This is a genomic window from Roseovarius sp. B08, assembly GCF_051417955.1.
Lineage (GTDB): Bacteria > Pseudomonadota > Alphaproteobacteria > Rhodobacterales > Rhodobacteraceae > Roseovarius.
Genome location: NZ_JBPRLW010000001.1, coordinates 772,087 through 797,719 on the forward strand (window position 1 = coordinate 772,087; position 25,633 = coordinate 797,719).

21 protein-coding genes and 1 pseudogene are annotated in these 25,633 nt (G+C 64.0%); 15 read left to right on the plus strand and 7 right to left on the minus strand.

What is annotated here, in order from left to right; genetic code table 11:
• Positions 1-7: 7 nt before the first annotated feature.
• The 5 genes from sucD (ACSQ76_RS03895) to ACSQ76_RS03915 form a co-directional block, all read right to left on the minus strand.
• Complete coding sequence (gene sucD / locus ACSQ76_RS03895) at positions 8-880, minus strand: succinate--CoA ligase subunit alpha (protein WP_437155536.1); 873 nt, start codon at positions 878-880, stop codon at positions 8-10.
• The gene (locus ACSQ76_RS03900) at positions 880-2,046 is read right to left on the minus strand and encodes a succinate--CoA ligase subunit beta (RefSeq protein WP_437155537.1); all 1,167 of its coding nucleotides are present in this window, start codon (positions 2,044-2,046) and stop codon (positions 880-882) included. The genes sucD (ACSQ76_RS03895) and ACSQ76_RS03900 overlap by 1 nt, the downstream gene beginning before the upstream one ends.
• Positions 2,047-2,224: 178 nt before the next feature.
• Positions 2,225-3,109 carry a succinate--CoA ligase subunit alpha gene (gene sucD / locus ACSQ76_RS03905; RefSeq protein ID WP_306130520.1) on the minus strand — a complete coding sequence of 295 codons (885 nt, stop codon included), beginning with the start codon at positions 3,107-3,109 and terminating at the stop codon, positions 2,225-2,227.
• A 60-nt stretch (positions 3,110-3,169) separates the two neighbouring features.
• Positions 3,170-4,363, minus strand: a complete 1,194-nt coding sequence (sucC, locus tag ACSQ76_RS03910) for an ADP-forming succinate--CoA ligase subunit beta (RefSeq protein ID WP_437155538.1) — start codon at positions 4,361-4,363, stop codon at positions 3,170-3,172.
• 29 nt (positions 4,364-4,392) lie between these two features.
• Complete coding sequence (locus tag ACSQ76_RS03915; RefSeq protein ID WP_437155539.1) at positions 4,393-4,929, minus strand: hydrolase; 537 nt, start codon at positions 4,927-4,929, stop codon at positions 4,393-4,395.
• A 304-nt stretch (positions 4,930-5,233) separates the two neighbouring features.
• On the opposite strand from ACSQ76_RS03915, the gene ACSQ76_RS03920 reads away from it, so the two are divergent.
• The 9 genes and pseudogenes from ACSQ76_RS03920 (at position 5,234) to ACSQ76_RS03960 (ending at position 15,924) form a co-directional block, all read left to right on the plus strand.
• Positions 5,234-5,941 (plus strand): GntR family transcriptional regulator, encoded by a 708-nt coding sequence (locus ACSQ76_RS03920; RefSeq protein ID WP_437155540.1) that lies wholly within the window; start codon positions 5,234-5,236, stop codon positions 5,939-5,941.
• 59 nt (positions 5,942-6,000) lie between these two features.
• Positions 6,001-7,773: an oxalyl-CoA decarboxylase gene (gene oxc, locus ACSQ76_RS03925; protein WP_306130516.1), complete on the plus strand. Its 1,773-nt coding sequence runs from the start codon at positions 6,001-6,003 to the stop codon at positions 7,771-7,773.
• Positions 7,774-7,787: 14 nt separating this feature from the next.
• Entirely contained in the window at positions 7,788-9,062 is a 1,275-nt protein-coding gene (frc, locus tag ACSQ76_RS03930) for a formyl-CoA transferase (protein ID WP_437155541.1), read from the plus strand.
• A 64-nt stretch (positions 9,063-9,126) separates the two neighbouring features.
• Entirely contained in the window at positions 9,127-10,044 is a 918-nt protein-coding gene (locus ACSQ76_RS03935; RefSeq protein WP_437155542.1) for a methionyl-tRNA formyltransferase, read from the plus strand.
• Between the two features lie 22 nt (positions 10,045-10,066).
• Positions 10,067-11,743, plus strand: coding sequence for a formate--tetrahydrofolate ligase (locus ACSQ76_RS03940; protein WP_437155543.1), 1,677 nt, complete (start codon positions 10,067-10,069; stop codon positions 11,741-11,743).
• 3 nt (positions 11,744-11,746) lie between these two features.
• On the plus strand, positions 11,747-12,619 hold the full coding sequence (locus ACSQ76_RS03945) for a universal stress protein (RefSeq protein WP_437155544.1): 873 nt from the start codon (positions 11,747-11,749) through the stop codon (positions 12,617-12,619).
• Between the two features lie 120 nt (positions 12,620-12,739).
• Positions 12,740-13,723, plus strand: a complete 984-nt coding sequence (locus tag ACSQ76_RS03950; protein ID WP_437155545.1) for a Bug family tripartite tricarboxylate transporter substrate binding protein — start codon at positions 12,740-12,742, stop codon at positions 13,721-13,723.
• 138 nt (positions 13,724-13,861) lie between these two features.
• On the plus strand, positions 13,862-14,389 hold the full coding sequence (locus tag ACSQ76_RS03955; RefSeq protein ID WP_437155546.1) for a tripartite tricarboxylate transporter TctB family protein: 528 nt from the start codon (positions 13,862-13,864) through the stop codon (positions 14,387-14,389).
• Between the two features lie 123 nt (positions 14,390-14,512).
• Positions 14,513-15,924, plus strand: a pseudogene (locus ACSQ76_RS03960) (tripartite tricarboxylate transporter permease).
• Between the two features lie 80 nt (positions 15,925-16,004).
• Here the strand turns inward: ACSQ76_RS03960 and ACSQ76_RS03965 are convergent.
• On the minus strand, positions 16,005-17,411 hold the full coding sequence (locus ACSQ76_RS03965; protein WP_437155547.1) for a helix-turn-helix domain-containing protein: 1,407 nt from the start codon (positions 17,409-17,411) through the stop codon (positions 16,005-16,007).
• Between the two features lie 459 nt (positions 17,412-17,870).
• Here ACSQ76_RS03965 and ACSQ76_RS03970 point away from each other — a divergent pair, with 459 nt between their 5' ends.
• The 6 genes from ACSQ76_RS03970 to ACSQ76_RS03995 all read left to right on the plus strand — a co-directional run bounded on the left by ACSQ76_RS03970 (position 17,871) and on the right by ACSQ76_RS03995 (position 24,494).
• Complete coding sequence (locus tag ACSQ76_RS03970; RefSeq protein ID WP_437158252.1) at positions 17,871-18,593, plus strand: hypothetical protein; 723 nt, start codon at positions 17,871-17,873, stop codon at positions 18,591-18,593.
• 465 nt (positions 18,594-19,058) lie between these two features.
• Positions 19,059-20,066, plus strand: coding sequence for a hydroxyectoine utilization dehydratase EutB (eutB, locus tag ACSQ76_RS03975; protein WP_437155548.1), 1,008 nt, complete (start codon positions 19,059-19,061; stop codon positions 20,064-20,066).
• Complete coding sequence (locus tag ACSQ76_RS03980) at positions 20,056-21,042, plus strand: cyclodeaminase (RefSeq protein ID WP_437155549.1); 987 nt, start codon at positions 20,056-20,058, stop codon at positions 21,040-21,042. The genes eutB and ACSQ76_RS03980 overlap by 11 nt, the downstream gene beginning before the upstream one ends.
• 7 nt (positions 21,043-21,049) lie before the next feature.
• Positions 21,050-21,532 (plus strand): Lrp/AsnC family transcriptional regulator, encoded by a 483-nt coding sequence (locus ACSQ76_RS03985; protein WP_437155550.1) that lies wholly within the window; start codon positions 21,050-21,052, stop codon positions 21,530-21,532.
• 113 nt (positions 21,533-21,645) lie between these two features.
• The gene (locus ACSQ76_RS03990) at positions 21,646-23,112 is read left to right on the plus strand and encodes an NAD-dependent succinate-semialdehyde dehydrogenase (RefSeq protein ID WP_437155551.1); all 1,467 of its coding nucleotides are present in this window, start codon (positions 21,646-21,648) and stop codon (positions 23,110-23,112) included.
• Between the two features lie 11 nt (positions 23,113-23,123).
• A complete protein-coding gene (locus ACSQ76_RS03995) occupies positions 23,124-24,494 on the plus strand; it encodes an aspartate aminotransferase family protein (RefSeq protein ID WP_437155552.1) in 1,371 nt (456 codons plus the stop codon).
• Positions 24,495-24,563: 69 nt separating this feature from the next.
• Here ACSQ76_RS03995 and ACSQ76_RS04000 read toward each other — a convergent pair whose 3' ends face one another.
• The gene (locus tag ACSQ76_RS04000) at positions 24,564-25,619 is read right to left on the minus strand and encodes a YeeE/YedE family protein (protein WP_437155553.1); all 1,056 of its coding nucleotides are present in this window, start codon (positions 25,617-25,619) and stop codon (positions 24,564-24,566) included.
• Between the last annotated feature and the right edge of the window lie 14 nt (positions 25,620-25,633).

Below are 25,633 nucleotides of genomic sequence, written 5' to 3' on the forward strand. Positions count from 1 at the left end.
GAACGTGTCAGGAGAGGCAGGATTGCACGGTTCGTACCACGTCTCCGGCATCCTTGGCGATGACAACGCCGGCGTCGCGCAGCAGCGAGATCTTTTCATCTGCCGACAGGTTGCCGAAGACAGAAAGCGTTCCCGCGTGGCCCATCCGGCGACCGACCGGCGCGTGACGCCCGACCACCAGCCCCACGACGGGCTTGCCGTAGTCGACAGACGACAGATACTCGGCGGCCAGTTCTTCCTCGCGCCCGCCCATCTCGCCGATCAGAACGACCGCCTTGGTGTCCGGGTCGTCGCGGAACTGCTCGAGACAGCCGACAAAGCCGATCCCGTGCAGGACGTCGCCCCCCACGCCGACCGTGGTGGACTGGCCAAGGTTGGCCGCACTGCAACTGGCCAGCACCTCGGAGGTCAGCGACGCCGAGCGTGACGCGATGCCGATATGGCCCGGCTTGGCGTCGACGGTGGGCATCACGCCGATCTTGCATGTGCCCGGTGTCAGAATGCCCTGGCTGTTGGGGCCGATCAGCACGGTGTCCGAGCCCTTGAGCGCGTCCTTGACCCGGCGCATGTCATGCTGCGGCACGCGTTCTGTAATGCAGACGATCACGCCCAGTTCCGCCTCGATCGCCTCGATCATGGCGTCGGCGGCCTTGGGGGCCGGCACGGTCACGAGGCTGGCGTTGGCCTGCGTTTCCTTGACCGCCTCGGCGCAGGTGTGGAACACGGGCAGCCCCAGATGAGAGGTTCCGCCGCGACCGGGACGGACGCCCGCAACGCAGGTCGTGCCATACCGCATCGCCTGATCGGTATAGAAAGTGCCGGCTCGGCCGGTCATGCCCTGCACCAGAAGGCGGGTGTCTTCGTTTACCAGAATGGCCATTACCGTCCTCCCCCGGATGCGACCTCGACAGCCCGTTTGACCGCCTCGGACATGGTGCTGCAAATCTCGACGGGGACTTTGCGATCGACGAGGATTCGCTGACCCCACTCGGCGTTCTGTCCTGCCAGACGGGCGATCACCGGCTTGGTTCCGTTGTTGCGTGAATAGGCGAAGTTGACGCCCTCGGCCACGGTATCGCACACCGTCATGCCGCCGCCGTGGACGTTCAGCAGGATCGCGGTCACCGACGGCTCCTGCAGCAGCAGTTCCACGCCGCGGGCGATGTCCATGCTGGTGGCCGTGGTCCGGATGTCCATGAAGTTCGCAGGCTTGCCGCCCGCGTCGATGATCATGTCATTGGTGGCCAGCCCAAGCCCCGCACCGTTCACCACGACGCCAAGGTTGCCGGTCAGCTTAACGAAGTTGATGTTGCTTTTCTGCGCCGTGCTTTCCACGGCGGGCAGACCCTCGCCCGAAACCATCGAATCCCATTCCGGGTGGCGGAAGGCGGCGCTGGCATCCAGCGCGACCTTGGCGTCGATGGCCATCCAGGTCCCTTCCGGAGTGCGCACGAACGGGTTGATCTCCAGCAGCGCCATGTCGTTCTCGATGAACGCTTCGCAGGCCGACAGCAGTTGCTCGACCGCTTTTTCGTCCTCCATCCCGATGCCGGACAGGAACTCGGTCAGCCCGGCACGATCCGTCTCGGGCTTGCCGGTCAGGCTGTGCTTGGCGACCTCGCTGGCGTTCATCTGCGCCTTCTGCTCGAACTCCACTCCGCCATCGGGGGAAGCGACGAGGAGCGGCGCCCCGGTATCGGGGTCTAGCGCGAAGGCGATGTAATACTGGGCGTCATGCTTGACGTCGGCCTCGACATAGACGGCGTGCACCGTCTCGCCCGTGGCACCGGTCTGGTTGGTGACAAGCTGCTTGCCCAGAAGTCTGCCGGCCTCGTCCTTGACGGCGGACGCAGTGGCGGCGAACTTGATCCCCCCCGCCAGACCGCGCGCGCCCGAGGTGATCTGCGCCTTCACGACAAATTTCCGCGCCGGAATGTTGGCGCAGGCGGCCTCGGCCTCGTCCGCGGTGCGAGCCATTTTGCCCGGCGGAACCGAGACACCATACTGGGCCAGCAATTCCTTGGACTGGTATTCTGCAAGCAGCATGCGCGGCCTCCCCTCTGCGACGGCTCCTTGGTGTGTGGTATACCAAGGGCGATTGAGCTGTCAATGATGGCAGTATGCGCGCTGATGAGAAATGGCACCACCCCCCTGAGGGTGATACCTTGGTCTCTGCCGCTTAGAGGAGAGCGACCGGGGCGTGTCGCCGCCCCGGTTCAGCCGTTTACTTCCCGATGGCTTCCAGCACCGCTTCGCCGAGGCCCGCGGGGCTTTCCGCGACCACGATGCCGGCGGATTTCATCGCCTCGATCTTGTCGTCGGCGCCGCCCTTGCCGCCCGCAACAATGGCGCCGGCGTGGCCCATGCGGCGGCCCGGAGGCGCCGTGCGCCCGGCGATGAAGCCGGCGCAGGGCTTGGAACGGCCTTTCTTGGCTTCGTCTTTCAGGAACTGGGCGGCGTCTTCCTCGGCGCTGCCGCCGATCTCGCCGATCATGATGATCGATTCCGTTTCATCGTCGGCCAGGAACCATTCCAGCACGTCGATATGCTCGGTCCCCTTGATGGGGTCGCCGCCGATGCCGACGCAGGTCGACTGGCCGAGGCCAACGTCGGAGGTCTGCTTCACGGCCTCGTAGGTGAGCGTGCCGGAGCGGGAGACGACGCCGACCGAGCCGCGTTTGTGGATATGGCCGGGCATGATGCCGATCTTGCACGCATCCGGCGTGATGATGCCGGGGCAGTTGGGGCCGATGAGGACAGAGCTGCTGCCCTCGAGCGCGCGCTTGACGCGCATCATGTCGAGCACCGGCACGCCCTCGGTGATCGCGACGATCAGCGGAACCTCCGCGTCGATCGCCTCGAGGATCGAATCGGCGGCAAAGGGCGGCGGCACGTAGATGACGGAGGCGTTGGCGCCCGTCTTGTGGACGGCTTCGTGGACCGAGTTGAACACGGGCAGGTCCAGATGCGTCTGGCCGCCTTTGCCGGGGGTCACGCCCCCGACCATTTGCGTGCCGTAGGCGATGGCCTGCTCGGAGTGAAAGGTGCCTTGCGAGCCGGTCAGGCCCTGGCAGATGACTTTGGTATTTTCGTCGACGAGGACAGCCATTTTGGCGTTCTCCTTGATATTATCTTGGGGGAGGTGGGGTGAAACCCCACCCTACGAGGCTCAGCCTTTGACGGCCTTGACGATTTTCTGGGCGCCGTCCTTGAGGTCGTCGGCGGCGATCACGTCAACGTCGGAGTTGTTGATGATCTCCTTGCCCTTCTCGACATTGGTGCCTTCGAGGCGCACGACCAGCGGGACCTTCAGGCCCACCTCCTTGACGGCCGCGACCACGCCCTCGGCGATGACGTCGCAGCGCATGATGCCGCCGAAGATGTTCACCAGGATGCCCTTCACCTGCGGGTCGCTGGTGATGATCTTGAAGGCTTCCGTCACCTTGTCCTTTGTGGCCCCGCCGCCCACGTCGAGGAAGTTCGCCGGCTCGGCGCCGTAGAGCTTGATGATGTCCATCGTCGCCATGGCGAGCCCCGCGCCGTTGACCATGCAGCCGATCTCGCCGTCGAGCGCGATGTAGTTGAGGTCGTACTTGGACGCCTCCAGCTCCTTGGGGTCTTCCTCGGTGGTGTCGCGCAGCTCGGCGATGTCCGCGTGCCGGTAGACCGCGTTGGAGTCAAAGCCCATCTTGGCGTCGAGGCACTTGAGCTCGCCGCCCTCCGTGAGGATCAGCGGGTTGATCTCGAGCATCTCCATGTCCTTTTCCAGGAACATCTTGTAGAGCGTGCCCATCAGCTTGACGCATTGCTTGACCGCCGCGCCCTCGAGCTCGAGCATGAAGGCGATGCGGCGGCCATGAAAGGGCTGGTAGCCGGTGGCCGGATCGACGCTCAGGCTGAGGATCTTCTCGGGCGTCTTCTCGGCCACTTCCTCGATGTCCATGCCACCCTCGGTGGAGGCGACAAAGCTGACGCGGGACGTCACCCGGTCGACCAGAAGTGCGAGGTAGAACTCCCTGGCGATGGCGGCGCCTTCCTCGATATAGATGCGGCCCACCTGCTTGCCGGCGTCGCCGGTCTGCTTGGTCACCAGCGTGCGGCCCAGCATCTTCTTGGCTTCCTCGGCGGCCTCGGAGACCGATTTGGTGATGCGCACGCCGCCCGCGTCGCCGGCGCCTTCCTCCTTGAAGGTGCCCTTGCCGCGGCCGCCCGCATGAATCTGCGCCTTGACCACCCAGACGGGGCCGTCAAGCTCACCCGCCGCCGTCTTCGCCTCTTCCGCGCGCAACACGACACGCCCGTCCGATACAGGCGCCCCGTAAGAGCGCAGCAAGGCCTTCGCCTGGTATTCATGGATGTTCATTGTCTCAAAGCTCCTCCCGATGCTTTTACTTACTTGATGAGATGCAACATGTTCTTGAACTGCGGTGTCCCGGCGCAGCCCAGCCACTCGAAGACGACCATTTCGGTGGTCACGATGCCGGCGCCACAGGCGCTCAGCCGTGCGATGCACGCCGCCTCGCTTTCCAGCGTGCGCGAGGCGGTGGCGTCGGATACGACGAAAACTTCATAGCCATCCTCGATCAGGCTGGCGGCGGTCTGGACCACGCAGATATGCGCCTCCATCCCAGCGATCACCGCCTGCTTGCGATCCAGGCTGCGGAAATGCGTGGCGAATCCTTCGTCTTCCATGCACGAGAAATGCATCTTGGGAAGCACGGTCGCATCCGGCGTCTGCAGCTCGGGCACGGTTCGGCCCAGACCCTTGGGATATTGTTCGGTCATCACGATAGGAATGTTCATTTCACGCGCACCGGCGCAAAGCGTTCGCGTATTGCGAATCGTCCGTGCCGGCGCCTGCATGGCGGGGACGAGGCGCTCTTGCATATCGATGACGATTAGGGCTGATTCGTCGGCGCGGATAAGCAAAAACAGGTCCTTTCCTGAACGTCTTCATGACCTTGTGGAATACCAGATACCAGCAAAGTCTCGTTACCGCAACCTGCGAGATTCCGGCCTGCAATAGCTTTGACTGATGGTTCGACCAGATTTTTTTCCCGTATAAAAAATTATTTAAATACTTATGGATAGACAGATTTTTCCGACCGGAATCCCGCCCTGTTTCGGCGATTTTCCGTCAAAACCTCAAAAATCGTTTGTCGTGCTAGGTATGCTGTGTATGGTATACCAACGTCGCAAATGACGCCGCGCAACTTGAGATCGGAGAGGGCGCATGAAGCTTAAACCTGTGCCTTCGAACTTCACGCTGAAGGATCACGTCTACGAAATGCTTCGGACAGCGATCACCGAGATGAACATCTATGATGCCGCGACCGATCTGCGCCTCGACGAGCGCAATCTGGCCGAGCAACTGGGTGTCTCCCGGACACCGCTGCGCGAGGCCGTGGCCCGGCTGGAGCGTGACGGACTGGTCGAGGTTCAGCCGCGCAAGGGTGTCTTCGTGCAGCGCAAGAGCCTGGCCGACATCCTGGACATGATCGTGGCATGGGCGGCGCTGGAAAGCATGGCGGCGCGTCTGGCCTGTGAATACGCGACCGACCGCGAGATCGCGAGTCTGCGCACCATCGCGGCAAAGTACAACGACGAGATCGCCAACACGCGCATCTCGGAATATTCCGACGACAACATCCGCTTTCACCAGCGCATCCTGGAGATTTCGCGCTGCACGCTGCTGCGGACGATGGCCGATGGCCTGTTCCTGCACATGAACGCGGTGCGTGTCCGGGCGATGGGCGAGGGCAACCGCGTGCGGCGGTCGGTCGTCGATCACGCTGAAATCATCGAGGCGATCGAGGCGCGGGATGCCGCGCTGTCCGAGCGCCTCGTCCGCGAGCACACGATGCGATTGCATACACATGTCAATCGCACTTGGAGCAATTTCGAGCTGGCCGAAGGCGTTGGAGGCGCCAAGGCCGGCTGAGAACAGGGAATGAGCACTAGCAAGGGGCCATTAGGGGGCCCCGAACAGGGAGGAAGACCATGGGTGTGACCCAGATGAACGATGACCTCGTCTCGCGGATCGAGACGGATCCGGAAACGCTGACCGACGGGTTTCATCTTCTGATCGATGCGCTGAAGCTGAACGGGGTGGAGACGATCTACAACGTTCCCGGTATCCCGATCACCGATCTTGGACGCTACGCGCAGGCGCAAGGTATGCGCGTGCTGTCTTTCCGTCACGAACAACACGCAGGTTATGCCGCCGCTGCCGCCGGCTTCCTGACCAAGAAGCCCGGCGTCTGCATGACCGTATCCGCGCCCGGCTTCCTGAACGGCCTGACCGCGCTTGCCCATGCCACGACCAATTGCTGGCCGATGATCCTGATCTCCGGTTCGTCCGAGCGTGAAATCGTCGACCTTCAGCGTGGCGATTACGAAGAGATGGATCAGCTGGCAATCGCGCGGCCCCATGCCAAGGCCGCCTACCGTATCCTGCACGCCGAGGATATCGGCCTCGGTGTTGCCCGTGCCGTCCGCGCGGCACTGACGGGCCGTCCCGGCGGTGTCTACCTGGACGTTCCCGGCGCTCTGCTGGGGCAGGTCATGGACGAGGTCGAGGGCAGCAAGTCCTTGATCAAGGTCGTGGATCCGTCCCCCGCCAGCGTTCCCAGCCCCGCAGCGGTGGATCGCGCGCTGGACGTCATGAAAAACGCCAAGAAGCCGCTGATCATCATCGGCAAGGGCGCGGCCTATGCACAGGCGGACGAACAGGTGAAGGAACTGGTGGAAACGCTGGGCTTTCCCTACCTGCCAATGTCCATGGCCAAGGGCCTTCTGCCCGACACGCATCCGCAATGCGCCTCGGCGGCCCGCTCTCTTGTGCTGAAGGAAAGCGACTGCGTCTTCCTGATCGGTGCGCGCCTGAACTGGCTGCTCAGCCACGGGCAGGGCAAGGCCTGGGGCGAGAAGGGCGCAAAGCAATTCGTGCAGATCGACATCGAACCCAACGAGATGGACAGCAACCAGCCCATCGCGGCCCCGCTGATCGGTGATATCGGCAGCTGCGCCGGCGCTCTGCTGGAAAAGATCCGCGGCAACTGGGAAAAACCGTCCGAGGACTGGACCGGCGCCGTGCGCTCCAAGGTCGAGGCCAATATCGAACGGATGGCCCCCCGCCTGAAGAACAACAACTCGCCGATGGACTACCAGGGCTCCCTGGGCGTCATCAAGGATCTGATCGCCGAGAACCCGGATACGGTTCTGGTCAACGAAGGCGCCAACGCGCTGGACCAGTGCCGCTCGATCGTGGACATCCACAAGCCTCGCAAGCGTCTGGACGTGGGCACCTGGGGCATCATGGGGGTCGGCATGGGCTCTGCCATCGCCGCCGCCGTGGAAACCGGCAACCAGGTCCTGGCGGTCGAAGGCGACAGCGCATTCGGCTTCTGCGGAATGGAGATCGAGACGGTCTGCCGCTACAACCTGCCCGTCTGCATCGTGATCATGAACAACAACGGCATCTATCGCGGTGACGGCGAAAACTGGTCCGGCGGCGAAGATCCCTCGACCACCGTGTTCGTCAAGGACAGCAAGTACGAATTGATGATGCAGGCCTTCGGTGGGGTCGGCGTGACCGCCAACAACCCCGACGAACTGCGCCAGGCGATCAAGGAGGCGTTTGCAAGCCGCAAGCCCACCCTGATCAACGCCATCATCGCCGAGGATGCCGGCAAGGAGAGCGGCAACATCGGCAACCTGAACCCGTCTTCGGTGGTGGCGCAGAACCGTTACCCCCAAGCCAAGAACATCTGAGCGGGAGAGACATTATGAAAGCATTGGACGGCATCAAGATTCTGGACTTCACGCATGTGCAGTCCGGTCCGACCTGCACGCAGCTTCTGGCGTGGTTCGGGGCGGATGTTCTGAAGGTGGAGCGGCCCGGCGTGGGCGACGCCACGCGGCAACAGCTGGTGGATGTGCCGGGCGCGGACAGCCTTTACTTCACCATGCTCAACCACAACAAGCGCTCGATCGAGCTCAATTCCAAGAACGAGACCGGCAAGCAGGTTCTGACCCGGCTGATCGAGGAATGCGACGTGCTGGTCGAGAACTTCGCGCCGGGGGCGCTCGATCGCATGGGCTTTTCCTGGGAGCGGATCCAGGAGATCAACCCCAAGATCATCATGGCCTCGGTCAAGGGCTTCGGCCCCGGCAATTACGAGAACTGCAAGGTCTACGAGAACGTGGCGCAATGCGCCGGCGGGGCGGCCTCGACCACCGGCTTCCGTGACGGCCCGCCCCTGGTGACCGGCGCGCAGATCGGCGACAGCGGCACCGGGCTGCACCTGGCGCTGGGCATCATGACGGCGCTTTTCCAGCGCGAGCGTACCGGCCGCGGCCAGAAGGTGCTGGCGCCGATGCAGGACGGGGTGCTGAACCTCTGCCGCGTCAAGCTGCGTGACCAGCAGCGGCTGGAGGCCGGGCCCCTGAAGGAGTACAGCCAGTACGGCGAGGGCATCGAGTTCGGCGAGGCGACACCGCGCGCGGGTAACGACTCGGGCGGCGGCCAGCCGGGCCGGATCCTGAAGTGCAAGGGCTGGGAGGACGACCCCAACGCCTACACCTACTTCATCACCCAGGCCGCGGTGTGGGAGCAGATCTGCGACGTGATCGGCAAGCCCGAGTGGAAGACGGCCGAGGGCTATGCCACGCCGCCCGAGCGGCTGGACAAGCTGAACGAGATCTTCGGCACGATCGAGGAGTGGACCATGACCAAGACGAAGTTCGAGGTGATGGACATCTGCAACCCGCTGAACATCCCCGTGGGCCCGATCCTGTCGACCAAGGAGCTGATCGAGGACGACGGGCTGCGGGCGACCGGTACGATCGTCGATGTGGACCATCCCAAGCGCGGCAAGTACGCGACGGTGGGCTGCCCGATCAAGCTTTCGGACAGCGCGGTGGAGGTGACCCGTTCGCCGCTTCTGGGCGAGCACACGGTGGAGATCCTGCGCGACGTGCTGGGCTATGACGGAGAGGAGCTGCAGGCCGTGCTCGACAGCGGCGCGGTCGGAGACCCGCAGAGGACTGCGGCGGAATAGTTGAAGGAAAGACCGGCAGCGTGCGGCGCAAATCCGCACCTGCCGGACCCAAGGGAGGACTAAAATGCGATTGATCGTCATGGGGCAGCAGGCCTTCGGCAAGGACGTGCTGGCCAAGATCATCGAGACCGGAACCGACGAGGTCGTGGCCGTCTACTGCGAGCCGGACCGCGAGGGCAAACCGGTCGACCCGATCAAGGAATTCGCGCTCGAAAAGGGCCTGCCCGTCGAGCAGCCGGCGAATTTCGACGCGCCAGAGACACTGGAAACGCTGGAAGGCTTCAACGCCGACCTGATGGTCATGGCCTTCGTCAACGTCTTCGTGCCCGAGGCGGCGCGTGACACGCCCACCCACGGCTCGATCTGTTTCCACCCGTCGCTGCTGCCGCTGCATCGCGGCCCCAGCGCGGTCAACTGGCCGATCATCATGGGTTCGGACAAGTCGGGCTTCAGCTGGTTCTACCCGTCCGACGGGCTGGACGAGGGCGACAGCCTGATGCAGTGGGAATGCGAAATCGGTCCCGACGACACGGTGATCGACCTTTATTTCAAGAAGATCTACCCCGCCGCGGTCGACAGCGTGCTGGAGGTCTGCGACCTGTTCCGCAAAGGCAATCCGCCGCATATCGTGCCGGACGAGGACGAGGCCACCTACGAGCGCCGCTGCACCGCGCGGCATTCGGAAATCTGCTGGCATCGCCCGGTGGGCCAGGTCTACGATCTCATTCGCGGCACCAACCCCGCGCCCGGCGCATGGACGACCTACAAGGGCGCCAAGCTGGGGATCTACGACAGTGCCCGCGCCCCCGGCGACGGCATTTCCGGCCGGGTCCGCGCCATCACCGACGACGGCATCGAGGTGCAGTGCGTCGGCGGACGTATCCTGGTGAAACGAGTACGCCCCGAGGGCGGGGACAAGACACCCGCCGCCCAGTGGGCATCCGAGGTCGGCCTTGAGGTCGGCGAAGAATTTCCAAGCTGAAACGCGACAAAGGGAACACAAAATGAGCCACAAATCAGACATCGAGATTGCGCGTGCGGCGTCGAAGAAGCCGATCCAGGAGATTGGCGACAAGCTTGGCATTCCGGGCGAGCACCTGCTGCCCTACGGGCATGACAAGGCGAAGGTGAGCCAGGACTACATCAACTCGGTCCAGGGCAACGAGGACGGCAAGCTGATCCTGGTGACCGCGATCAACCCGACGCCGGCGGGCGAGGGCAAGACCACGACGACCGTGGGCCTGGGCGACGGTCTGAACCACATCGGCAAGAAGGCGATGATCTGCATCCGCGAGGCCTCGCTGGGGCCGAACTTCGGGATGAAGGGCGGCGCCGCGGGCGGCGGCTATGCCCAGGTCGTGCCGATGGAGGACATGAACCTGCACTTCACCGGCGACTTCCACGCGATCACCAGCGCCCACGCGCTCTTGTCGGCGATGATCGACAACCACGTCTACTGGGGCAACGACGCCGAGATCGACACCCGCCGGATCGTCTGGCGCCGCGTGGTGGACATGAACGACCGCTCCTTGCGCCAGATCACGTCGTCCTTGGGCGGTGTGGCCAACGGCTTTGCCCGCGAGGACGGGTTCGACATCACCGTGGCCTCGGAGGTCATGGCGATCCTGTGCCTGGCGAGCGACCTGAAGGACCTCGAGGAACGGCTGGGCTCGATGATCGTGGCCTACCGCCGCGACCGCAGCCCGGTCTATTGCCGCGACATCAAGGCCGAAGGCGCGATGACCGTTCTTCTGAAGGACGCGATGCAACCCAACCTGGTGCAGACGCTGGAAAACAATCCGGCCTTCGTGCATGGCGGCCCGTTCGCCAACATCGCGCATGGCTGCAACTCGGTCATCGCCACGAAGACGGCGCTGAAACTGTGCGACTACGTGGTGACCGAGGCGGGCTTCGGCGCGGACCTGGGCGCCGAGAAGTTCATGAACATCAAGTGCCGCAAGGCCGGGATCGCGCCCTCGGCGGTGGTTCTGGTCGCCACGGTGCGGGCGATGAAGATGAACGGCGGCGTGGCCAAGGCGGACCTGGGCGCCGAGAACGTGGAGGCGGTCAAGGCGGGCTGCCCGAACCTGGGCCGGCATATCGAGAACGTTAAGTCTTTCGGTGTACCTGTGGTGGTGGCGATCAACCACTTCGTGACCGACACCGATGCCGAGGTGCAGGCGGTGAAGGACTTCGTGGCCGAGAACGGCGCCGAGGCGGTGCTGTCGCGTCACTGGGAGCTGGGCTCGGAAGGGTCGGCGGATCTCGCCAAGAAGGTCGTGGAGACGATCGAGAAGGGCGAGGCGGACTTCAAGCCGCTTTATCCCGACGAGATGGGTCTCTTCGAGAAGGTCGAGACCATCGCCAAGAAGATCTACCGCGCCGACGAGGTGATTGCGGACAAGAAGGTGCGCGACCAGCTGAAGCAATGGGAAGATCAGGGCTACGGCAACCTGCCCGTGTGCATGGCCAAGACGCAGTACAGCTTCTCGACCGATCCCACGCAGCGCGGCGCGCCCACGGGCCACTCGGTGCCGGTGCGCGAGGTGCGGCTCTCGGCCGGCGCGGGCTTTGTCGTGGTGGTCTGCGGCGAGATCATGACCATGCCGGGCCTGCCCAGCCGGCCGGCCTCGGAAAACATCCGCCTGAACGACCAGGGCGAAATCGAAGGGTTGTTCTAAGCCATGGCTTACGACTCTCTCCACAGCATCATGCTTCCGGTGCGGGGCGACGGCAAAGGCGACAACGTCTTTGCCCACGCCGCCGCCCTGGCACGGCGCTTCGGTGCCCGGGTCCGCGTGGTGCATTGCCATCCCAAGACCGAGGACATGATGCCCTACGGCGTCGTGATCCCGACCATGCTGCGCCGCCACATCGAGGATGCGGCGCATGCCAATGCCGACTCGACGCGCGACCAGCTGTACGGCGAGTTCGAGAAACAAGCCAAGAAGCTCGGGCTCGAGATCGCCGATCACGAGCTCGACAAGCCGACGACCCGGTTCATCGAGTACGAGGGCAAGCAGGTCGACGCGGTCCAGAGATACGGGCGCCTGTGCGACCTGGTCTGCGTGGCCAAGCCTGACCCGCAGATGAACCTCGGGATCAACACGCTGAAATCGGCGTTGTTCTCTTCTGGCCGCCCGGTGATGATGTGTCCCGACCAGGACGTGACAGATGCGAATTTCGCGGATCACGTGACCATCGGCTGGAACGGCTCGCTCGAGGCGACGCGGGCCGTTGCGATGGCCATGCCGCTGATCTCCAGCGCCAAGAAGGTGACGATCCTGCACACCGGCGACAGCCCCAGGGACGAACATCCCGGGGCAGACCAGTTGCAGCGCTACCTGGAGCTGCGCGGCGTCGCGTCCGATATCCGGATGTTCAAGGCCGAAGGCCGCAACGTGGGTCGGCAACTCTTGTCGGAAACCCGCGCCGCAGGTGCCGGTATGCTGATCATCGGTGCCTATCACGACAGTTACGAACGGGAATCCCTGTTCGGTGGCAACTCGCAAGTTGTTGTCGCCGAAGCGGATTTCCCGGTCATCATGGTTCATTGAGGAGACTAGGGAGGACAGGCGAAGACTGACTGCAGTACCAAGAATGGGGCGGGCGCCAAACACATCAAGAATGAGCGCGCATTAGCCCTGACACACATGGAGACCATAGGGAGGACAACCATGAAAACCTTTAAACTACTTGTAGCGAGCGCATCCGCGCTGGCATTGACGGCGCCCGCGGCGCTGGCGGAATGGCAGCCGAGAAAGCCGGTCGAGTTCATCATCATGGCCGGCACCGGCGGTGGTGCGGACCAGATCGCCCGCCTGCTGCAGGGCCTCATCCAGAAGAAGGATCTGAGCCCGCGGCCGTTCATCCCGATCAACAAGCCGGGTGGATCGGGCGCCGAAGCGCTGCGCTACATGCAGGACAAGGCGGGTGACAATCACACCGTCATGATGACGCTGAACAGCTTCTACACCACGCCGATCATCCAGCAGGACCTGAACATCGACGTGACCGAGTTCACGCCGATCGGCCTGATGGCGATGGACACGTTCCTGCTGTGGGTCAACACCGACCGCGAGGACATCACGGATCTCGACAGCTTCAACGCGGCTGTGTCCGAAGCGGGCAAGAACTGGAAGGTTGGCGGCACCGGGTCGGGCCAGGAAGACAGCGTTCTGACCGCGATGATGGAAGCAGAGTTCGGCTATGACGTGACCTACATTCCGTTCCCGGGTGGCGGCACGGTGGCCAAGAACCTCGTGGGCAACCAGATCGACAGCACGGTGAACAACCCCGCCGAGCAGATGGAGTTCTGGCGCGCCGGCAACACCAAGCCGCTGGTGCAGTTCTCGGCCGAGCGTATGGCTGCGTTCCCGGACGTGCCGACCGCCATGGAACTGGGCGTGGAGATCGAGTACTACATGCAGCGCTCGGTCAACGGCCCGCCGGACATGGATCCCGAGGCGGTGGACTGGTACGTGAACCTCTTCCAGGAGCTTTTCGACAGCGAGGAATGGCAGGCGTTCTGCAAGTCCGACGGCCTGACCTGCGAGAAGATGATGAAAGGCGAGGACCTGGCCACGTTCCACGAGAACCAGAAGGTCGCGCATGAAAAGCTGATCGAGAAGGTCGGCGCCGCGTCCATCACCGGCGAGTAAGCCAGTCCTGAGAACAGCAGGGTCCGGAGACACCGGGCCCTGCACCTGGATGCCTGATGATCCGGGCGCGGGCAGGTTGGTCCGGCAGGGACACGCCCCCCCGATAGATCGCAAACGAATTATACGGAGCCAAAGAGAATGACGGTCCGGACAGCGGAACTTCTGATGGCGATCGCGACACTGCTGGTGTCGCTCGGCCTGATGTTTAACGTATACTCAGACGACCTCAGTATCGGCTGGGTCAGGGGCAGGGGTCCTGGTGCAGGCATGTGGCCGTTCTGGTTGTCGGCGGGGATGGCATTGGCCTCCGTCGCCACACTCGTGCGGTGGGTGCAGCAAAAGACGCCCGAATCGCGCAACACCGAGCCATACATTTCGAGAGACACGATTTTCCTCGTGTCGATCTCGGCAGGGTCGGTCCTTGCACTGCTGATCATGATGACGTTCATCGGCACCTACCTGGCGCTGGTCGTCTTCATGCTCTTCTTCGTGCGCTTCATGGGGCGGCATTCGTGGCCGATGACCCTGGGCTTCGCGATCGGCACGCCGATCTTCGTCTACCTGCTCTTCGAGGTGGCGCTGACGAAGTACCTGCCGAAGGGGCTGCCGATCTTCGAGGACGCTTTCCTCTGGGTCGATAACTTCCGCTACGCATGGTTCTATTGAGAGGTCTGACGAAAAATGGAAACGATACTTGTATCTTTGACAGCAGGCCTTCTTGAGGCGTTCCAGCCCCTGAACCTGATGATGATTTTCGCGGGCTGCCTTGCGGGGCTGTTCGTGGGCTGTATGCCGGGCCTCGGCTCGGTCAACGGGGTGGCGATCCTGCTGCCCATCACCTTCCTGGTGCCGCCAACGACGGCGATCATCTTCCTTGCCGCGCTATACTACGGCGCGATGTACGGGGGGCGATCAGTTCGATCACGCTGGGCATTCCAGGGGCCTCGACGGCCGTGGCGACGGTGTTCGACGGGCGACCAATGGCCCAGAGCGGAAGGGCCGATCAGGCCCTGATGGCCGCGGCCATCGCGTCGTTCATCGGCGGCACGGTCTCGATCATCCTCTTCACGCTCTTCGCGCCGCCCCTGGCTGCCTTCGCGCTGAAATTCGGACCACAGGAGGAGTTCGCGCTGATGTTGCTGGCCTTTGCCACCTTCATCGGGCTGGGCGGGGACGACATACCAAAGACGATCTTCTCGATCCTTCTGGGCCTCGTTCTGGCTGCAGTCGGCTTCGACATCATCTCGGGCAGCCCGCGTCTGATCTTCTTCGACATGGTCGACTTCCAGCGTGGCATCGGCTTCCTGGTCCTGGCGATCGGTATCTACGGCATCGGCGAGATGCTCTGGACGCTGGAATCCACCAGCGGCAAGGTCCAGATGCACAACGTCAAGATCTCGATGTCGCGCATGAAGAACAACTTCAAGCAGATCCGCGAATACATCAATTCGACCTGGGTCGGCTCGGTCCTCGGCTTCTTCGTGGGCACGCTGCCCGCGGCGGGGGCCACTCCTGCGGCGCTGATGTCCTACGGTCTCAGCAAGACGTTCTCGAAGGATCCCGACAGTTTTGGCAAGGGCAACGTGGCCGGTGTGGCCGCGCCCGAGTCGGCCAACAACGCGGCCTCGACGGGCTCGATGCTGCCGATGATCACGCTGGGCATTCCCGGCTCGCCCACCACGGCGATCCTGCTGGGCGGCATGATCATCTGGGGCCTGCGCCCCGGGCCGCTGCTGTTCACCGAGAGCCCGGATTTCGTTTGGGGTCTGATCGGCTCGATGTACGTGGCCAACGCGGTGACGGTGATCCTGAACATCGCGCTGATCCCGGTCTTCATCCGGGTTCTGGCGATGCCGTTCACCCTGCTGACGCCGATCATCTTCACGCTCTGCGTGCTGGGTGTCTTCGCCACGACCGACCGGATGTTCGACACCTGGATCATGCTGATCATCGGTGTGGTGGGCTATCTGCTCCGCAAGCTGAACTACCCGGTGGCACCGGCGGTTCTGGCCATCGTGCTCGGGCCTTTGGCCGAACGCTCGCTGCGCCAGTCGCTGATCTCGGCCCAGGGTGACGCGACCACGTTCATCACCCGGCCGATCTCGCTGGTCTGCATCTGTCTTGCACTGGCGCTGGTCCTGTTCCCGGTGGTGCAGCGCATCATGCGCAAGCGCAAGAAGGCCGCGGAAAGCCAGGCCTGACCACACAGGCCGCGGATCTCTCCGCCGCGCCACAAGCCTGCCCTCTGATCTCCCGGGGGGCAGGCTTTCTCTTTGCACGTTCAGCTTTCGTAGCGTGTCGACCCGCGGCGATTTGCATTGATGGGCAGGTTGATGAACAACGGTTGATGCGCACGCTGCGAACAGGCCTGCCGCGGACAAAGCTGACAGTTGATGCCGATCGGATGATAAACGGTATGATCGTCGATCTTGAAGCTCGCGGCATAGCGGATGCGATGCGCGTGCCGCGCCTCGCAGCCAAGCGTCAGGGTCAGCCGCCGATCCTGCGTGTCGGCGCTGAAAACCGGACGGTGCACCGTCCTGCTGATGGAAAAGAACCGCTGCCCGTCTGGCATCTCCACGAATTGCGGAAAGATGACACCGGGAACCGAGAACGCCGCATGCACGTTCCACACCGGACAGGCGCCTCCGTACTCGGCAAGGTCGAATGACGAGGCGTTGAATCGCTTGGTGACATTCCCGGCCCTGTCGAGCCGCAACAGGAAGAACGGGATCCCGTGCGCCTTGTCGCGCTGCATCGTCGTCAGGCGGTGACAGGCCTGCTCGAACGTCACGCCGAACGCCAGCGCAATGCGGTCGATGTCGTACCCGGTGCGTTCCGCCGTCGCCAGGAACTCTTCGTAGGGCATCAGGAACGCGGCGGCGAAATAGTTTCCCAGTTCGACCTCCAGCCTGGGCCGGACCCGTTCGGAATCGGCCTGCGCGTCCTTCGCCATTTTCGAGATCATTCTTCCCTCGGTGAGAAAGGCCAGGATATGCGCCATCTGAAAGGCGCGGTTCTCGTTGTTGAGCGCCTGCGACAGCAACAGCGTGCGGCTGTCCTGGTCGTAGATGCGAAGCGAGTCGCCGAGTTCCTCGATGGGGCGTACCTCCACCGAAACGCCGTGGACGTCACGAAGCCCGGCGCGAAGGTCCACGAAAAGGGACTCCGATGCCACGGGAATGACGCGCCGGGCATTCTCTGCCGCGACCTCCAGAACGGCGAAGTAGTTGTTGTGCTTTCTGAAAAAGTCGTGGATCGCGGTTTCGGGAGAGGCGTGCAGCACCTGTTCGTCGCGCCCATCGGCCTCGCCCCGCATGATGACCCTGAGCGCGGCGCGATGGGCGCGATGCAGTTGCAGGAAATGATCGACGAACGCCGGCGCCCGCTCGATCGCGCTCCGCAATTCCTGCACGTCCGGCGGGGCCCCTTCCAGCGTCGTGTCGCTGAACGCGTTGCGAAGGTCCGCCAGCACATGCGCGCCGTCGTCCTGGGTCAGTTCCTTGACATCGACATCGAACGCCTCGGAAATCGCCAGCAACATCTTGACCGACAGGCTTCTCTGGTTGTTTTCCAACAGGTTGACGTAGGCGGCGCTCACGCCAAGCCGCTGTGCGACGTCGGCCTGCGTCAGTTCGCGGCTGATCCTGAGCTGACGCAGTTTGGGTCCGATAAAGGTCTTTGACATCCCGGGTCTTTACAAAATTACAAGATATAAGCTTGTTAATATTATCAATAACACATTTACACGAATTTTGTAGAAGAATCTCTCCGCGCAATTATGTTGCGTGATGAAAGTGCAAGGAGAGATCAACATGGCTCGCAAGGTTCTTATTCTGGGTGCATCCTACGGCTCGCTGCTGGGGACCAAGCTCTTGATGGCGGGGCAGGACGTGACGCTGGTATGCCGCCAGGCCACGGCCGACATCATCAACGAAAAGGGCACCGAGGTCCGCATCAAACTGCGGGACGAGGATGAGCACCGCGCGTTCAAATCCGGCGACCTTCCCGGCCAGCTCGACGCCAAGGCGCCTGCGAACGTGAAGCCCGAAGAATACGACCTCATCGCGCTGGCCATGTCCGAGCCGCAATACGGCAACGCCGAGATTACCGACCTGATGAAGCGGATCGCCGCGTCCGGGCGGCCTTGCATGTCGATCATGAACATGCCCCCCTGCCGTATCTCAAGCGGATCGAACGCCTGGATGCCGACGCCCTGCGCCCGGCATTCAATAGCATCGAGCCGTGGGAAGATTTCAAGCCGGGCCTCGTTTCGCTGTGCAGCCCCGACCCGCAGGCCTTCCGCCCGCCCGAAGAGGGGCCGAACGTGCTGCATGTGGGCCTGCCCACCAATTTCAAGGCCGCGCCGTTCGAGGACCCGGCCCACACCGCCATCGTGCGCGAGCTCGAGGAAAAGATCGAAGCGGTGCGCGTGGACGGCAAGGATGTGCCCGTCAAGCTGCGCCTCTTCGACTCGCTGTTCGTGCCGTTCGCGAAATGGGCCATGCTGCTGACCGGCAACTACCGTTGCGTTCAGCGTGACGGGGTTCGTCCCATCAAGGAAGCCGTGCACGGCGATCTTCTGGAGTCGCAGGCGATCTACAAGAAGGTGTGCGACCTCGTCACGGACCTCGGCGCCGACGAAGAGGATCAGGTCCCCTTCGAGAAATACGCCAACGCGGCAAACGGCCTTCTCAAGCCGTCTTCTGCGGCGCGCGCCATCGACGGCGGCGCCGAGGAGATCGAACGTGTGGACTTGCTGGTCAAATTGATCGCCGACCAGATGGGCACGCCGATGGCCGAGGCGGACGAGACGTCCGACATCATCAACAAGCGTCTGGAGGAAAACCGCCGCAAGGCGGCGGCCTGAGGCGGACGCGCTCGCGCGGGTGGCCCGGCCCACGACAATCCTTATGCACTTGGACTGCCGTGGCGCCGGATCATCCGGCCACGATGGTGACGTATCGCTTTGACACCCACCCGGCGCCGCACTGCCCGTCATAAGCCGCGCGCTAAGCCTGCGGTGAGGATATCTGGCAATCGGTTCGGCCGTCCGTCGCTTGGACATCGGCCAGTCACTTCTCCGGTCTGGCCGCACCTCCACAGCTCATGATCCGGCCCCGGAAGGGCCGCAAGCATTCTGGCCTCCGGTCGATAAATTCCCCTCCGCTCCACGCGAAAACGGGCTGCGAAAGGCATGGTGCCGGGCGGGCTCTTGCGGCCCGCTGTCTATTACGGTTGCGTTCCGACCGTCCCATCCCCCATCCTGCGCCAAAGCAATGCGGTGTTCGGCCCGTCCGTCCCCGCGCCGCAACCAGTTAAAAGGAGTGTCCATTTGGCCTTCGCCCTGTCCGATATCCTGGCCGCAAGACAGACCATCGCCGGTGTCGCCGACGGCACCCCTTTCGTGCCGTCCCCGTTCATGACGCAGAAGACAGGCTCGGAATTCCTGCTCAAGCTCGAGAACATGCAGCCCATCGGCGCATTCAAACTGCGCGGAGCGGTCAACGCGGTGATGAATCTGGCGGACGATGTAAAGGGCGTGACCTGCTGTTCCACCGGAAACCACGGGCGCGGGGTGGCCTATGCCGCCGCGCATCGCGGGCTTCGCGCGGTAATTTGCATGTCGAACCTCGTGCCCCAGGCCAAGGTCGACGGCATCCGGGCCCTGGGTGCCGAGGTCAGAACCTGCGGCCGCAGCCAGGACGATGCCCTGGCCGAAAGCCTGCGGCTGGTCGACTCCGAAGGGCTCGTCGAAATCTCCCCCTTCGACGACCGGCACGTCATCGCTGGGCAGGGAACCATCGGCCTCGAAATGCTGCTGGCGCGCCCCGATCTCGGCACGATCCTCGTCCCCCTGTCCGGCGGCGGTCTGGCCGCGGGCGTGGCGGTCGCGGCAAAGTCGATCAACCCCGGGATCAAGGTCATCGGCATCAGCATGGATCGCGGCGCGGCCATGCACGCCTCGATTGCCAAGGGGCGTCCCGTGGAGGTGGAGGAGGTCGCCAGCCTCGCAGACAGTCTCGGCGGCGGGATCGGAATGAACAACAAGCTGTCTTTCGCGCTTTGCCGCGACCACCTGGACGATACGGTGCTGGTGACCGAAGAGGAGATCTATCACGCCATGCAAGTGCTCTTCTACGAGGACCGCATAGTGGCCGAGGGCGCCTGCGTCGTCGGCATCGCCGCGCTGCTGTCGGGCAAGCTGTCCGGCCTGCCGGGCCCCGTGGGCACTATCATCACGGGCCGCAACCTCGATATGGGGATGTTCCACCGGATCATGGCGGGCGAGGACATCCAACTGGGTGATACGCTGGTAAAGGGAAAAACCTATGTCCCATGAGATACAGATCGTGACCGAAGCCGACCTGCGCCAGGCTGTCCGGCTGGACGTGGAGATGGTGGACGTCATCGAACGCGCCTTTGCCGCGCTTGCGGGGGGCGACGTCGTCATGCCGCCCATCCTGTCGATGGACCTTCCCCAGGCCAATGCCGAGGTCGATGTGAAAACCGCTTATATTCCCGGCTTCGACGGCTTCGCCATCAAGGTCAGTCCCGGGTTCTTCGACAATCCCGCCCTGGGCCTTTCCAGCCTCAACGGCCTGATGATCCTGTTCTCGGCCAAGACCGGCCTGGTCGAAGCCGTCTACCTGGACAACGGGTACCTGACCGACATCCGCACGGCGGCTGCGGGCGCCGTGGCCGCGCGGCACCTCGCCCCGGAAACGGTCGAGACCGCGGGCGTCATCGGAACCGGCGTGCAGGCGCGGCTTCAGATGCAGGCGGCCCATCTGGTACGTCCCTTCAAACGCGTGCTCGTGCACGGGCGCAACCCCGACAAGGCCGCCGCCTGCGCCGAAGACCTTGCCGCCACGCTGGGGATCGAGGCGGATGCCGTGGACGATCCCGCCGCCCTCGTGGCCGACAGCCAGCTTGTGGTCACCACCACGCCCGCGCGAGCGCCCGTGCTGATGGCCGACTGGCTGCATCCGGGGCTGCACATCACCGCCATGGGCTCCGACCAGGAAGGCAAGAACGAGATCGACCCGGCCGCTCTGGCCCGCGCGGACCTTTACGTCTGCGACCGCGTCAGCCAGTGCGAAACCAGCGGCGAGCTGGAAGCGGCCCGCGCGGCGGGCGTGCTCGCGGGGGTGACCCCGCCCGAGCTGGGAGAGATCGTCACCGGCTCCGCCACGGGCCGCCGGTCTGACCGGGATATCACCATCTGCGATCTGACCGGCACCGGCGCGCAGGACACAGCGATCGCCAGTCACGTCCGCGCCGCGCTGCCCGCCGCCGGCTCGCGTATCCGGACATGACCACCCGATGACCCGGCTCGACGCGCGCGACATCGAGATCCTGAAGGTCCTGGCCGAGGATGGCCGGATCACCAAGGCCGCCCTGGCCGAGCGCGTCGGCCTGTCGGCCTCGCCCTGCTGGGAGCGGCTGAAACGCCTGGAAAAGGCGGGGTTCATCACCGGCTATCGCGCCGAAATCGCTTTGCGTGAACTGGGCCCGCACGTCACGGTGTTCGTCGCCGTCGAACTGACAGACCACACCGCCGCGACCTTCCGCATTTTCGAGGACGCGGTCCAGCACCACCCCGAGATTATCGCCTGCTGGGGGATCGGCGGCGGCTACGACTATTTGATTCAGGTCGTGACCCCCGACATCAACGCGTATCAGCGGCTGGTCGATCAGATGCTGAACGACAGGATCGGTATGGCACGCTATTTCAGTTATGTTGTCACCAAGCCGGTCAAGGGGCCGACCGCGCCACCGATCGAGGTAATTGTCGGATTGCAGTAGATTCTTCTGCAGGCGGGCTGGATGCGCAGAAAATTCCTCTGGCACGACGGCCGCATTCAGGCTCGGTCATTGCCCGGACACTGTAGAACTCCTGTAACTTACAGGAGGACACCATGCCCGACTCGTCTCTGCGACTGATCGAAGACCTGCGCCTCGTGCGCAACTTTTCCTACGTGGGCGGCAAATGGGTCGCCGCCGCCGATGGCAGCACCCTTTCCGTGACCGACCCCGCCGATGGTGCCGTGGTCGGCGAGGTTGCGAGCCTTTCCGCCGAAGAAAGCGGTGATGCCGTCACCGTCGCCCAGGAGGCCTTTCCCAAGTGGTCGTCCAAGCTGCCACAGGACCGCTCCGCGATCCTGCGCCGGTGGTTCGACCTGATCATCGAGAACCGCGAGGATCTGGCCAAGCTGATGGTCGCCGAACAGGGCAAACCCCTGTCCGAGGCGCGGGGCGAGATCGACTATGCCGCGTCCTTCGTCGAATTCTACGCCGAGGAGGCCAAGCGCCCCAACATCGAGGGCGTCACCAGCCACCTGAACACCGCCGAGGTCGAGCTGTGGCTCGAACCCGTGGGCGTCGTCGCGCTGATCACGCCGTGGAACTTCCCCTCGGCCATGCTGACCCGCAAGGCCGCCGCGGCGCTTGCCGCCGGCTGCACCATCGTCGCGCATCCCAGCCATGAGACGCCGTTCTCGGCGCTGGCGCTGGCCGAACTGGCCGAACGCGCGGGCGTCGAGCCGGGCGTGTTCAACGTGGTCACGGGCCGCGCCTCGACCGTGGTGCCGCCCTGGACCGACGACTCGCGGGTGCGGGCGCTGTCCTTCACCGGTTCCACCGAGGTGGGGCGGTTGCTCTACCGCGCGTCGGCGGAAACCGTGAAGAAACTGGTCATGGAACTGGGCGGTCATGCGCCGGTGATCGTGTTCGACGATTGCGATCTCGATCATGCCGTGGCCGAGACCATCAAGGCCAAGTTCGCCACCTCCGGGCAGGACTGCCTAGGCGCAAACCGCATCTACGTCCAGCGCGGCATCTACGATGAATTCTGCAAGCGTTTCACCAACGCGACCCAGGAACTGACGATCGGCGTCGGCATGGATGACTGCGACCTTGGCCCGCTGATGAACGAAGCCGCCGTGGCCAAGCAGGAGGCGCACGTCGCCGACGCGCTGGAGAAAGGCGCGACGCTGGCCTGCGGCGGCAAACGCAATCCGCTCGGACGCCTGTTCTATGACGCGACCGTGCTGACCGATGTGCCCGACGAGGCCGAGATTATGCGCGAGGAAACCTTTGGCCCCGTCGCGCCGATCACCCCCTTCGACACCGAGGAAGAAGCCATCCGCCGCGCCAACGACACCGAATACGGCCTTGTGGCGTATGTCCACGCCCACGACCCGCGCCGCATCTACCGGCTCAGCCGCGCGCTGCAGTTCGGCATGGTCGCGGTCAACCGCACCAAGGTCACCGGCGCGCCCATTCCCTTCGGCGGGGTCAAGCAATCCGGCCTCGGCCGCGAGGGCGCCCGAAAGGGCATGGAAGAGTTCATGGAAATCAAATACGTCTGCCGCGATTGGGGCTAAGGAGACTACGAATGCTGAAGAACGATCAACTTGACCAGTGGGACCGCGAGAACTTTTTCCATCCCTCGACCCACCTGGCGGAATTCGCCCGGGGTGAGGCGCCGCAGCGCATCGTGACCGGCGGCTCCGGCTGCCATATCGAGGACCGCGACGGCAACCGCCTGCTCGACGCCTTTGCCGGGCTTTACTGCGTGAACGTGGGCTACGGCCGGCCCGAGATTGCCGACGCCATCGCCGCTCAGGCACGCGAACTGGCCTATTACCACGCCTATGTCGGCCACGGCACCGAGGCCGCGATCACGCTTGCCAAGATGGTGCTGGACCGCGCGCCCGACCACATGTCGAAGGTCTATTTCGGCATGTCGGGCTCGGACGCCAACGAGACCAACATCAAGCTGGTCTGGTACTACAACAACATCCGCGGGCTTCCCCAGAAGAAGAAGATCATCTCGCGCTGGCGCGGCTATCACGGCTCGGGCCTGATGACCGGCTCGCTGACCGGGCTGCACCTCTTTCACCAGAAGTTCGACCTGCCGCTGGCGCAGGTGCTGCACACAGAGGCGCCGTATTACTATCGCCGCGCCGACGTGAACCAGACCGAGGATGAGTTCGTCGCCCATTGCGTGGCCGAACTGGAAGCGCTGATCGAACGCGAGGGCGCGGACACCATCGGCGCCTTCATCGGTGAACCCGCGCTGGGCACCGGCGGCCTCGTGCCGCCGCCCGCAGGCTACTGGGCCGCGATCCAGGAAGTGCTGGCCAAGCACGACATCCTGCTGATCGCTGACGAGGTCGTCACCGGCTTTGGCCGCCTGGGCAGCATGATGGGCTCCGACCACTACGGCATCAAGCCGGACATCATCACCATCGCCAAGGGCCTGACCTCGGCCTATGCCCCCCTGTCCGGCTCCATCGTGTCCGACAAGGTCTGGAAAGTGCTGGAGCAGGGCACGGATGAGAACGGCCCCATCGGCCACGGCTGGACCTACTCGGCGCATCCCATCGGTGCGGCAGCTGGCGTCGCCAACCTGCAGCTGATCGACGACCTGAACCTGGTGCAAAACGCCGGCGAGGTTGGGGCCTACTTCAAGAAGGCGCTGACCGAGGCCGTGGGCGACCACGCCCATGTCGGCGAGGTGCGCGGCGAGGGCCTGCTCTGCGCCGTGGAATTCGTCAAGGACCGTGACGACCGCGTGTTTTTCGACGCCTCGGAAAAGGTCGGCGCACGGCTGGCCGGCGAATTGGTCAAGGAAGGCGTGATTTCCCGCGCCATGCCGCAGGGCGATATCCTTGGCTTTGCGCCGCCCTTTTGCATGACACGGCAAGAGGCCGACGAAGTGGCCACCAAGCTGGGCAAGGTCGTGAAGTCCGTGCTGGGCTAAGACCGCCCCGACGCAGACACAAAGGCCGCTCCATCCCGGCGCGGCCTTTTCGTGTCCGCCGCTGTGTGGCTACTTCGCCGGCGCGAACCCGGTGATCAGCTGTCTCAGCCCCAGCGCCGCCCCGGCGAAGATCGCCAGAAACGCCACCGGCGCGGAGAAGGCCAGCACAGAAAAGGCCGAAACCCCCTGTCCGATACTGCACCCCACCGCCAAAATCGCACCCGGCCCCATCAGGGCGGCCCCGAAGATCTGGCGCTTCAACTCTCGCGGGTCCTCGCAGGCTTCCCACCGGAAGTGCCCTTTGACGCAAGAGCCGATAAACGCCCCGATCACCACGCCCAGCACCGAGCCCACGCTGAACGACAGGCTGTTGCCCGAAGCGGTCATGGCAAAATAGATCGTGTCGCCGATGGGCGCGGCAAAGGAATGCGTCTCGGTCGGTTCGGCCTCGAACCCCGTCATGGCCACCCAGTAGGTGCCGACCCAGCCAAAGACGATGGCCATGCCCACAACGGCGGCCCAGAACACCATGCCGGGCGAGCGCAGCATCCGGGCGCTGGCGAGGGAAGACATCAGGATGGCCCCTCCCAGAAGTAGGCCGGTCAGCGCGGGGCCAATGCCCAAATGCACCTGTGCCAACTGGCTGAACCCCTGCGGCGAACGCGCGCCGTCCTCGACGGTGAAAAGCCAGACGCGGAAATGGGCCAGCGGGCCGGACATCACCAGGTAGGCCGACAGCCCCATCACGATCACAATGACGAAGGACCGCAGGTCGCCCCCGCCCAGCCGCGCCAGCGCGCCGTAGCCGCAATTGCCCGACAGCGCCATGCCATAGCCGAACATCAGCCCGCCGACGATGGTGCCCAAAGGGTTCCAGACCCTATCGAGATAGGCGGCGGCGGCCCCGTCCATCAAGCCACCGGCCATGGCGAAATGCGTGCCGATGATGGCCACGCCGATGGCGATGCCCCACATGCGGATCCGGCGATCGTCCGAGGAATAGAGCACGTCCTCGATCGCGCCCAGCGTGCAGAAACGCCCCAGCCGCGCGGCCAGCCCCAAGGCCAGGCCGCCCAATAGCCCGATCAGCGCCGCGCTATTCGCTTCGCCCAGAAGTTCCAGCATCCTGGTTCCCGTTC